At 35.1% G+C, this 12,621-nt stretch carries 9 protein-coding genes; all 9 read left to right on the top strand.

Annotated features, from left to right (window positions below; genetic code table 11):
• The first annotated feature begins 16 nt into the window (after positions 1-16).
• The 9 genes from C825_RS21405 to C825_RS21365 all read left to right on the top strand — a co-directional run bounded on the left by C825_RS21405 (position 17) and on the right by C825_RS21365 (position 12,616).
• Positions 17-628 carry an anti-sigma factor family protein gene (locus C825_RS21405; protein WP_010800109.1) on the top strand — a complete coding sequence of 204 codons (612 nt, stop codon included), beginning with the start codon at positions 17-19 and terminating at the stop codon, positions 626-628.
• A gap of 385 nt (positions 629-1,013) precedes the next feature.
• Positions 1,014-1,487, top strand: coding sequence for a hypothetical protein (locus C825_RS21400; RefSeq protein WP_135033565.1), 474 nt, complete (start codon positions 1,014-1,016; stop codon positions 1,485-1,487).
• 12 nt (positions 1,488-1,499) lie between these two features.
• A complete protein-coding gene (locus C825_RS21395) occupies positions 1,500-4,304 on the top strand; it encodes a BACON domain-containing protein (RefSeq protein ID WP_010800107.1) in 2,805 nt (934 codons plus the stop codon).
• The gene (locus C825_RS21390; RefSeq protein ID WP_010800106.1) at positions 4,305-6,392 is read left to right on the top strand and encodes an SUMF1/EgtB/PvdO family nonheme iron enzyme; all 2,088 of its coding nucleotides are present in this window, start codon (positions 4,305-4,307) and stop codon (positions 6,390-6,392) included.
• 14 nt (positions 6,393-6,406) lie between these two features.
• Positions 6,407-7,837 (top strand): caspase family protein, encoded by a 1,431-nt coding sequence (locus tag C825_RS21385; RefSeq protein ID WP_010800105.1) that lies wholly within the window; start codon positions 6,407-6,409, stop codon positions 7,835-7,837.
• A gap of 15 nt (positions 7,838-7,852) precedes the next feature.
• Positions 7,853-9,277 carry a hypothetical protein gene (locus C825_RS21380; RefSeq protein WP_010800104.1) on the top strand — a complete coding sequence of 475 codons (1,425 nt, stop codon included), beginning with the start codon at positions 7,853-7,855 and terminating at the stop codon, positions 9,275-9,277.
• 76 nt (positions 9,278-9,353) lie between these two features.
• A complete protein-coding gene (locus C825_RS21375; RefSeq protein WP_010800103.1) occupies positions 9,354-10,061 on the top strand; it encodes a hypothetical protein in 708 nt (235 codons plus the stop codon).
• Between the two features lie 39 nt (positions 10,062-10,100).
• Positions 10,101-10,871 carry a DUF4384 domain-containing protein gene (locus C825_RS21370; protein ID WP_010800102.1) on the top strand — a complete coding sequence of 257 codons (771 nt, stop codon included), beginning with the start codon at positions 10,101-10,103 and terminating at the stop codon, positions 10,869-10,871.
• A gap of 500 nt (positions 10,872-11,371) precedes the next feature.
• Positions 11,372-12,616 (top strand): AAA family ATPase, encoded by a 1,245-nt coding sequence (locus C825_RS21365; protein WP_010800101.1) that lies wholly within the window; start codon positions 11,372-11,374, stop codon positions 12,614-12,616.
• The last annotated feature ends 5 nt before the right edge of the window (positions 12,617-12,621 follow it).

The raw sequence follows: 12,621 nt of genomic DNA, 5'->3' as shown, positions 1-12,621 counted from the left end.
AGAGAAAAAACATATCATGGATAACCAAAATATATGCAACAAGATGCAAGTAGAACGGTACCTCTTGAACCAAATGGAGCAAGAAGAAGAAACACGTTTTCAAGAGCATCTGACACAATGTGAATCATGTCGGGATTATCTGACTAAAATTCGGGTTGTAGCAACAATTGTAGAAGAAAACGATTTACAGGATATACCGGATTCTACTTCCCGAAGGAAGAAAATACAGATGTGGCGCTGGTCATCAGTTGCAGCTTGTATTTTATTTGTGATCAGTATTTCTGCTTTTTGGCATACACGACAACAGAAAACAGATGAAGTATTATATCCGACTTCCATCGAATATCGGAATCGTGCATCCGGTAACCATGCCTTTGTCAAATTATTATATCCTGACCAAGATTCGATTTGTATACCCTTTCGCCAATCGGTCTTGTTCAAATGGGATTCTCCATGCATATATCAATTAAAAGCACGATATAAGGATACTATCTTGTTGGATGTCAAAGGAAATGGATTGGAATATTCTTTATCTACCGAGTCATTTGCTCTTTATCCATATATAACCTGGGATCTGAAAGTTGACGAACAATCTTATTCCGGACAAATCATTTTTTCTAACAATTAAAAAAATCATGAAGCGCTTTATCTTTATTCTACTATCTAATTTGTTTTTTCTATCTGTGATAAATGCACAACAGGTAACGAATCTTACGGCTACAGCTAACAATGACACAATTCAAGTTAGTTGTACGTTAGAAACTGATGTTCTCTGCTCTTTGCAATTGCAATATTCCGAAAACAACGGGCTTACCTGGAATGATTGCAAGACCATACAGGGGGATATCTCCGACCAAGCAAGCGGAGAAAAAAACATTTATTGGAACTGTTTGAAAGATAACGTGCTAATGGGAAATTTCATTTTCAAAATCATTCTTCATACAACTTCGATTTCGACAGTTCCTCAAAAGGAGAAAGAACCTCTTAAAAACGCACCTAAACCAACACAACAGATGGAAAAGCAACAATCTTCAGGTCATTTTATGATCCTGCCAGGATGTTCTTTTGGTAATATATTATCTTATTCATTTATGGCCGGATATATGAAAAAATGGGGTGGCTATGTCAAGATTAAGTCTTCGTTTGGAAGCAAAGATAAAAATGCAACAAAAGGAGATGTGGAAGATGCCTTCTTTAACGGCAATTCAAAAAAAGGGCGCTTTTCCGTATATGCCGGAACAGTCGGCCAACTTCATCCAAACATTTGTATGTATGCCGGAATTGGATATGGTAACAAATGGTTGCAATGGGAAACGGTCAATAGCGAACAGATTGAAATCGCAAGTGGAACGTATTCCGGTATCGATTCGGAAATAGGAGTATTGTTTAAAATAAAAATGTTCACTCTGGGTGGCGGATTTAACTGCCTGATTGGACAAGGACATAAAAACGGAGAAGGAAATATTTCAGTAGGTGTCATATTTTAAAAGTTCAACAAGATGAAACAGATTCTATACATATTCAGTGTACTATTTTTATTGGGCTGTGAAAAAGAACTTCAACCGGTACAAATAGCAGTCTCAACCGGTGATGCAACTAATATTACGACTAATAGTGCTTCCATCCAAGTCAGTATGGATAAAAATGATCTTATTAATGAAATAGGTGTTTTTTGCAGTACAGATTCTTTATTCAATTCCAATACAGTAAACAAAAGTTCCATTCAAACAATAACTGGAACTCATTTTAATTTCCAGTTATCTAACTTATCTGATGGAACCAAATATTTTTATAAAGCTTACGCATCTGGAAAATCAAACAGTATTTATGGGATAACGAAGTCATTTACGACCGAGCAACTTCAATTATCAACTTCTATCAATAATATCGAAGCAGGTGATCTGGAAAATACATACAGTGTAAAGATTAACAGTAACACTGATTGGCATGCATCCTCCAACCAAAATTGGTGTGAAGTTTCCCCAAACACAGGGACGACCAATAGCACTATCAATATTCTGTTGAAAGCAAACACAACAACATCCGCAAGACAAGCTATAGTAACCGTTACTGCCGGAAACAAAGAACAGAAAATAACAATCAATCAAAAAGGTTGTCATGAAAACTTAGCGGTTTCTTCCAATTATTTCTCGGTCAGTCCGGAAAATAAATCTTATAATTTCGTCATATATACGAATATGTCATGGGAGGCATCTTCCGACCAATCTTGGTGTGTTTTATCTTCTTCATCTGGAAATGGAGAAAATACTCTATCTTTCAATGTCTCAGAAAATACAACCGGCTTGGAAAGAAAAGCGGTCGTAAAAGTCAAATCCGGCTCCTTGACCCAAGAAATCACGATCATCCAACAGAGCAAGTCTGCAACATTGTCTGTTTCAACAAATATTTTTTCTGTCAATGCAGATAGAAACACCTACAATTTCTCAATCACAAGCAATCTCGATTGGACTATCACTTCTGATCAGTCTTGGTGTACCCCTTCCATTGCAGCTGGTTCTAATAATCAAACTGTTTCTTTTGTGGTTTCAGAAAATACATCTGCACAAGAAAGGACGGCTATGATTTCAGTAAAAGCCGGAACACTGCTTCAACAAATAACAGTGACACAAACAGGAACCAACCAAACATTGGCTGTTTCCAGAAATTCTTTCCTTTTTGGCTCAGAAAAAGGGCATGGAGAATTTACTATTAGCAGTAATACCAATTGGAACATCTCGTCTGACAAATCCTGGTGCAGTGTTGCTACCACATCAGGTTCCAACAATAAAACAGTCTCATTTTTAATTACAGAAAATACATCGACACAAAGACGAAGTGCAATTATCACGGTAGAAACAAGTTCATCTTCCATTCAAATCGTAGTTACTCAGGAAGGAAAAATCGAAGTACTTCCTAACCTGTCTGTTTCTCCGGAATCTATATCGGTAACAGCAGATGAGCAGACATCCAGTTTCAGCATCGCAAGCAATACGAACTGGACGATTTCATCCAATCAAACTTGGTGTACACCTTCGGTTACATCTGGAAGTGGAGATAAAACGATTACTTGTTCAATAGATGAGAATACACAATCGCAAACAAGAACAGCAACAATAACGATTCGCATAGATAATTTATTTAAGACGATTACTGTTACTCAAGAAGGAATGACAGGTATGCCACAAGAATTAAAAGTATCTTCTAATTCTTTATCCGCATCAGCAAATGAGCAAACTGTAAATTTTGATATCTTAAGTAATATGGATTGGACTATTTCTTCTGATCAAACTTGGTGTATTCCTTCTGTAACATCAGGAAGTGGTGATAAAGAAATTAAACTTTCTTTAAAAGAAAATAAATCAGCAAAAGAAAGAATTGCAATTGTTTCTGTAAAAGCTGGGAATTTGTTTCAACAAGTAACATTAAAACAAATAGGAGCAGATGCATATTTATCAGTATCTACAGAATCATTATCAGCAATAGCACATGGTCAATCATTAGATTTTTTAATATGGAGTAATTCTGATTGGAATATTAGTTCTAACCAATTATGGTATAAATTATCTGCTACAACAGGTGAATATAACAAAAACATAAGTGTTGATTTTAGTGAAAATAGCAGTTCTGAAATGAGAACAGATGTAATTACTATCAATTCAGGCTCTCTATCTAAACGTATTGTACTTACTCAAATAGGAAATAATATTTCAATTATTGATATTCCTGATAATAATTTTAAATCTTATCTAGTAAAAGAATTTGATATAGATAACGATAATGAGATTTCTAACTATGAAGCATCTTTGATTAAGAGCATATCATGTGAAAATAGAAATATAAAATCAATAAAAGGTATAGAATCTTGTGTGAATTTAACTTTTTTATGTTGTGAGAACAATAGTATTGAAAATATTGATATAACGAAAAATGAGTCACTTAAAATATTAAGGTGTGGAAATAATAATATAAAAGAAATAGACACCAGCAATAATATTAATATTTTGACATTAAACTGTGGAAATAATCCATTAGTAAGATTAGATCTTATTAATAATCCTAATTTAGATTTTCTTTCATTTACAGATACAGATATAAAATCTATAGATTTAAGTAAAAACCCACTTTTAACTTGGTTAACTTGTTCAAATAATAGAAATCTTGAAGAACTTGATTTAAGTAACAACATAAAGATAGAAACATTAATATGCTGGAATGTACCTAAATTGAAAAACATATATTTCACAAAAGGACACATTGTTAGATCAACATATATTGATAATAGTATAAATATAATATATAAATAAATGAAATACGTATATCTATTTTTAACAATAATGATGATAGCTTGTGAGAAAGATCCTATTCTTCCTGTTTTTATATCTATTAAAGATATAAAAAGTTCGATTGACTATACAACTTCTGTTATTCAATTTTCCATAACAGGAAATGCCAACAAAGCTGGTGTTATGTATGGTATAGAGAAAGAGTTATCGAATACCCAAATACAATATGCGGAAAAGGCAAATGGTGAAATCTCTGTTCAATTGAATGGGCTTGAACAGGGAAAGGAATACTTTTATAAGGTTTTTGTAGAAGACAAAAAGGGGAATCAGATGTTTGGTGAGATAAAAAACTTTATAACACTTTCGCCTTCCGTAAAAACCGGTGATGCGACTGAGATAACTACAGAAACAGCAACTCTATCTTTGAGTTTTAAAGGAAGTAATCTGAGTGAAGTTGGTATTCTATATTCAACAGACGAATTATGCAAAGATAATCTTCAGACAGTCTCAAATACAAGTCCATCCGGTAATAATTTCAGCTTTGAAGTTAAAGAATTGAACCCAGGAACAACTTATTACTATAAGGCTTATGTCAAATATAAAAATGGAACGATTCATTATGGAGAAATAAAATCGTTCCAGACAGATGACTTTGAGATACCAATATCATTTATAGAAGCAGATTTTGATGGTGGTGTATTTAATTTTGAATTAAATGCTCCTAATATAGAATGGGAAATATCAACAGAACAATATTGGATCACTGTAAATCCTAATAAAGGAATAAGTAAATCTACGATAAATGTTCATATTGCTCCTGTAGAAATTCCATATGAAAGAAAAGGATTCATTATTATCAAAAATACAAATTCAAATGTGACAAAAATTATATCTGTTGTGCAGGCAAGTAAAGAAAATATTTCGAATAAGCTAAATTTATCTATACCTGGAGATTTTGTGTGGGAAGAAGGAGGTACCAATTTCTTCGTAGTCAATTCTGATGTATATTGGACAGCATCATCTAATCAAGATTGGTGTAAAATCAATACTCCATCAGGTAAAAATCAACAAATTGTATCTTATACGGTTGATCCATTGGATGATATCGAAAAACAACGAGTGGCAATAATTACTATTCATTCTACTGATGGTGTTCAATATTTTTCTGTCGGACAAGAATCTACAAATGCATCTGTATTCATGTCAGGGGGAGCAATCGATGTATGTAATAGTATTTGTTATAATATGCATGGAAGAATAAAAGCACCAGGAGAATGGACTGTTAGTAGTACAGAAGAATGGTATCAGTTTGAAAAGCAGTCTGGGGTAGGTGAGGAAGAAGTAGAAGCATATATCCAAATAAATGATACTTATCAAAATAGAGCTACAACAAATATTTTAAAATCAGGTAACAAGATATTTAAGAATCATGTCATACAGCGAGGTAAAAGAGATATTACTTCTAAAGAATTGCCAGACATTGAAATGATATTTGTACAGGGTGGAAGTTTTATGATGGGAAATAGTCAAAATGAATCAAGTAGTCCTATTCATAAAGTAACATTGAGTGATTTTTATATTGGTAAATATGAAGTTACTCAAGATTTGTGGGAAGCTGTCATGGGAAATAATCCATCTCATTATATAGGAGAAAACCTACCGGTTAATAGTATAGCTTACAACCAAGCCCTTGAATTTATTGATAAGTTGAATCAATTAACAGGTAAAAAATATCGTCTACCAACAGAAGCTGAATGGGAATATGCAGCAAAAGGTGGAAATAAAAGTAAAGGATATATTTATAGTGGTAGTGATTCGTATAATGATGTTTGTAATTTGGCGTGGAAAGCTTCTGTTGCTTTTGTTGGTTCTAAAGAACCTAACGAATTGGGTATTTATGATATGACAGGGAATGTCTCTGAATTTTGTTCTGATTGGTATGGTCCATATTCATCTTTGGAAGAGTATAATCCAACAGGACCTGTATCTGGAGATAAAATTGTTGTCAGGGGAGAGTACTATTTTCATACAACAACGTCTGATCGCTTTTGGGGTTATCCTGGTGTATATGGCAATAGCAATGGTTTTCGTTTAGTCTTAGACAAATAATACAATATACAATCATGCAAAACAAATACAAAATACTATTTATTTTATCTGTTGTTGCACATACTTTATGTGCTCAAGTTACTGCTCCTCTCCAGTTCCGTGTTCCCGTAGAAACCTATGTCCGCTCCTATGTTGAACCTCGTCTACAAACTTGGCTTAAATGGGATCGGTACGAAGAATCGACGCAACAATATAAAGAACGGACAAGTGATGAAAATCGCCTCAGTCAAATAACGAAATGGGAAAACGAAGCATTAGCCATTTATAAGAAAAAATATGCAGAAACAATCAATTGGAACCAGTTCCATATTGAAGGAGATTACGATCCGGATAATGAATGCTTCTTGATTCGTTCCGAGCAATTCGGACAATTGACCGTAAAAGTCCCGCGAGGAAAAACAGCCAAAGAGTTCATCTCCTATTTTGATTCAGTAAAAGTCAGCCAACCGGATTTCTATTTTTCTGACAATTATATCGGTTTGGACAAATTGACTTTCACACTACCTAATGGACAACAGGCTGTTTATGATAGCCGTGCACAGAACACGTATGCACATTTGAACATTTCGTATGATCTGGAATTGACCAAGTTAAGAGAATTGAATATTGAAAACCGAAATCGGCAGATTACTCAACAACCCATAAGTAACCTATCTGACGTTGATATGCAGATACCACAAACTGGAATTACGAATGATGAAACCTATGCCGTTATCATTGGTAACGAGCATTATCATTACGAATCTCAAACTCGGTTTTCAAGTAATGATGCCAAGATTTTCTATCAATATTGTATCAAAACATTAGGTATCCCATCCCGGAACATATTCAGCAAAACAGATGCGACCTATGGCGATATGCTGACATCCATTCAATTCCTGAAAAACGCAGTCAAGGCAAAAAACGGGAATGTACATATCGTATTTTATTTTTCCGGTCATGGAATGTCTGATATCAAGACAAATGGTATGCACCTTTTACCGGTAGATTGTAGTTCGACAACGCTACAAGCCGCTTTAAAAGCCGAAAACCTATATCGGGATTTAGCCGATATGCGAGCCCTTTCCGCTACAGTCTTCTTGGATGCTTGTTTTAGTGGGAAAAGTGATGAAGGAGCTTTGACTGCATTAGTAGATGGGGCGGGTATAGAAGTTACTCCACGTAAAGAAATCTTAAACGGTAATTTGGTCGTCTTCAGCGCAACTACCGATGCGGAAATTGCTTATCCTTATGAAGAAAAGCAACATAGGATGTTTACCTATTTCCTGTTAAAAAAGTTACAGGAAAGCAAGGGGACAACATCTTATGCTGATTTGGCTACCTATCTGATCAACAACGTAAAGTCGCATGCATTCGACGTAAACCGGAAGATGCAGACACCTCAAGTGCAAACTTCGAGAGCTATTTCTGAAGTTTGGAAAAACTGGAAACTAATAAAGGAATAATCAAAAGTAAATTCAATGAAACAGTTCTTAGCCATCAGTATCGTATCAATCCTATCCGTGGCCTCCTACGGACAAAATACATTTCAGGAACAGTTTGATACATTCAAGAATGAGGTGCATCAACAATATGTGGTTTATAATGACTCTATCAATAAAGTTTTTATCAAATCGATAGAAGAAAACTGGATTAAGTTCCAAACAAATCACCCGATTCCAGTTCCCAAGAAACCGATTCCACAGATGGATGTACAAATTGCACCGGAAGAAAGCGATTCTACTTTGGAATTGGAGATAGATAGCATCATTCGCCAAAAAGCTTCATCGGAAGATGTCAATTTGTGGGATGCGCCTATTTCAAACAAAGAAAAAGGACAGAAAACAATGGTCTCATATTATGGTTCGGAGCTACAGTTCCTTTATTTTCCCGAATACAAATATTTTTTGACGAACCTTGATGAGAAGACAATAGCATCTGTATGGGAACAATTATCCGATTCACCTTATACGGAATTGATCAACACATTACTTTTTTACAAAAACGATATGAATTTGAATGATTGGGGAATGTTCCAATTATTAAGTCGAATCACAGAAAAATTTTATCCTGGGAGAAGAAACGAACAAACGATTTTTTCTATATTCATTATGAATCAGTTGGGATTTCGGATGAAGATTGGCAGATGTAACAACAGACTCATTCATCTTGTCCCTTTTCAGACAACGGTCTATGGAAAACCTTTTATTAATTTTGATGGCGAAAAATATTATATATTGGAAGACACAAATACAGATGGAGGTATATATTCCTATACAATTGATTATCCCAATACGATCAAACACATAAATTTGCATGCCCAGAGGCCTTTCAGGTTATCTTTATCATTGCATGCCAAACAATGTCATGTCGGAGACAAGGAATATAGCATCAACATAAACAAAAATCTGATTGATCTGTTTCAGACGTATCCGCAAACTGAGATTTCGGTTTATGCCAATACTCCGCTTTCCAACATAACACGAAAAAGTCTTGAGAAAGAATTGTTACCCCAATTATCGGATAAGACAGAACAAGAAGCGGTGAATTATCTTTTGCAGTTCGTGCAGACCTCGTTTGAATACAAAAACGACCTACAACAGTTTGGGTATGAAAAGTTTTTCTTTGCGGAAGAACTGTTTTACTACCCTTTTTCCGATTGTGAGGACAGATCTGTTTTGTTCTCACAACTAGTCAGACGTTTTTTGGGATTGCAGGTTGTTCTATTGGATTATCCAGACCATGTAACAACAGCGGTCAAGTTTAACAGACCTGTTTCCGGTGACTTCATCAATGTGGAAGGTGAAAAATATATTATTTGCGATCCGACATACTTACATGCAAAAGTGGGGCAGTCAATACCACGTTATAAGGAACAAAAAGCTCAGATCTACATATTGGATTAATTTTTTCATGTTCGAATGTCACAAATTCATATTGAAGCAGATAATAGAACAAATAACAATTTAAAATATAATCAAAATGAGAACAAAGTATGTATTTATCTTATTCAGTCTGTGCACTTTTTTTATGGGATGTGGTAGTAGCAAACAACCAAGTAACCCAACACAACCTAAATCCGAACTTCGGAAAGAATTAAAACAGACAGCTATCAAACAAGCAAGAAAAGAAGCAAAAACGTACAAAAAAGAGGGATTCAAGACATTTATTGGTGGTATTCCTTTAGAAAAACAAATTGAAAATGCATGGATGAAATCTGTCACAACAGATGAGTCAGGATTACCGGCATACCTTGTTGCCAATTCAAGAGTGATTGGAGGTAATGTCAGTTCGGCAAAGATGCAAGCAAATCATCAGGCTAAAGTTGAACTGGCTGGATTAATGAGTTCCAATATCAGTTCACTTATAGAAAGCAGTGTTTCTAATAAAGAATTAACAAGTGAGGAAGCCGTTGCAATCAACAAGGCAGTACAAGCAAGTAAAGAATTAATCATTGCAGATCTAGGACGTGTTGCGAAAGAGATTGAGATTTATAGAGATTTGAGTAATAAAAATGTGGAAGTAATGGTTTGTCTTTCTTATAGTTCTAAAGCTGCAACAGATGTGGCAGTCAAAAGTATCCATCGTAATTTGGAACAAGAAGCCGAACATTTGCATGACAAATTGGATAATTTGACAGGAATCAAACAAATTATATCAACCAATAATACAAATTTGCAACAAGAGTAAAAAAGCGTTAGTTTTGTAGATAATCCAATTAATTCTGATATGCATAAAATACTATCTATTCTGTTTATTTTGTTTGCTCTTTCTGTCTCGGCCCTTTTTGCACAAACCAAAAGGGTTCATGCTACGGGGTGTTGGGAAATAGCAAATATCACCCCTGAAGCAGCAAGAAGTAAAGCCATAGAAGATGCAAAGAACAATGCTCTTCAAAATGCAGGCATATCGGAATTTTTTGCGGTTATGAATACGAGCTCTGTATCAGATCGCTTAAATCATTTTGTTAGTTCAAGTAGTTCTGAGTTTTCTGGAGAGATAACGAATTTTAAAATTGTGAAAGAACAGATTCTCACAGAAGAGAAACATCTGTTTTATACTGTTGATATAGATGCGGTTATCCGAATTAGAGAAAATAAACGAGATTTGGAGTTTGATGCTTATATTGAAGGAATAAAGGAAGTTCCTTATCAGGATGGTGAAAATTTTTCATTTAGCATTCGCCCTACCAAAACTTGTTATGTTCGTGTGTTTTGGTTTGATGAAGCTGGAAAAGGAAATATTGTGTATCCTAATCCGGCTGAACCATCTCAACAACTATGCTTTAATGAACATAATTTTTTCCCTATTACGCAGGATTACAAAATCAGAAAAGAAACACAAGAACCTATTGAAAGTATTTCTGTTATTTTTATTTTGACCAAAAAGGACGTTCCTTATACAAGGAAGATGACATTAGAAGATTTTCATCAATGGGTATTGTCGGTTCCTTCAGATCAAAGAATCCTTAAATTTTATAATATTCATATCATACATTAGCAACAGCCTTCCTTTGGATTATTCCTTCTCTTAAAAAACAAAGGAATAGAATCATATATCATGTGTCTGTGAAATCTGGTAAATGTTCCGACTACAAAATGGTCAATGATTCTGACACTTTAAAGTGTTGGCTGTTGCTTATTTCGTGTATTGTTGTTGGATGGGAAGAAATGAGGCTTTTTATGCGGACTGTTTTTTCTATCGGTTGGATAAAGGGTATTCTGTGTGGATTATAAAAGGGTGCACAGGCACCGGAAAGTACTGGGAAATGATTTGGTAATTCACGAAAAATCTAGTGTGTTCAAGGATATATTTACAGAGACATAAAAGAGCGTTCAGTAAATTTTTTAACCTTCCCAGCAAAATAAAGGTGGAAAATGCAGAAAGGTCTATATTACCGTCTATGCAGGCTGTCTCTAATCCATAAAAAGTTGTTTGAATTATGATTTTGTTGTTTAATTTGTTATATTTGCGAAAGAATTACAAATTAGGAGGATAAAATGGTACTTGAAATTCGTTTGAGCAACTTCTTCTCAATTAAAGATGAGGTAGTACTGGATATGCAGGCAGCAAGCATACAGACTAAAAAGGCAAAGGAACTTGAAGAAAATACATTTGTATGCGGTGATGAACGGTTGCTTAAAACTGTTGCCATTTATGGTGCAAATGCCTCAGGAAAGAGCAGTGTTATCAAGGCTATTCGCGCTTGTGTGGGAATGATATTCTCATCTCACAATTACAACGAGAATACGATATTTGCCTTTACTCCGTTCAAATTCGGGGGCATTGGCAGGCCAAGCACATTCTTAATTCGCTTCCTTCTTGAAGGTATCGAATATGAATATTCTTTTGAACTCAATAAAGTTGAGATATTGAAAGAGGCACTGTATTATTATCCGAATGGTCGTCGTTCACTGGTATTTTCTCGTGATGAGACAAAGGGACCCGACAAAAAGGATATCTATGAATTCCGCTCGGTGATTCGCCGCCCTATGGATGTTGCTGCTAACACCTCCAAGAAAACGCTTTTCGTATCGCGTGCCAGCCAGATGGACCGAGATGTCGCAAAAGATGTTTTTAGATATTTCAATGAGCGTTTTATTCTGAATTATTTCGGATATAATTCGTTCTCTGTCGAGCGCTTGTTGAATGAGAACAAAGAGCAGTTCCTTAATGTGCTGCGAATTGCCGACAGCGACATTGTCAAAATCGACAGCCGGCACGAGAATAAAGTCCTGTCTACTGCGGTGATTGATCTGGCTGAAAACCAGATATTGTCGGTAGAGGATATTCAGAAATCGCAGTTGGTTATTACTACCTACCACAAGAATAATCCGGATATACCCTTCAATTTTTTTACTGAAGAGTCTGATGGGACACAGCGTTTATTCAATATGATGCTGACGATTCTGGATATCGTCAAGAATAATAAAATCTTGTTGATAGATGAAATCGAGACGCAGCTGCATATAAAACTGGTAGAGTATATTATCGGTTTGTTCAATAAAAGTGAATCGGCGCAGTTGATATATACTACGCATAATACATATCTGCTTAATACCAATAAGTTGCGTAAGGATCAGATATATTTTGTCAACAAACGGGATGACGGGTCCTCGGATTTGTATTCGCTGTTTGATTACAAAGATTTTCGCGACGGACTAGATGCAGAAAAGGCATATCTGCAAGGTCGTTTTGATGCCATCCCGTATATTGACGAACAGGCGGATAGTTTTATAAAATAGAAATC

Source organism: Parabacteroides sp. ASF519, assembly GCF_000364265.2.
Classification (GTDB): Bacteria; Bacteroidota; Bacteroidia; order Bacteroidales; family Tannerellaceae; genus Parabacteroides; species Parabacteroides goldsteinii.
Note: the sequence above shows the minus strand (reverse complement) of the source record. Positions and strands in the feature narration are given on the sequence as shown.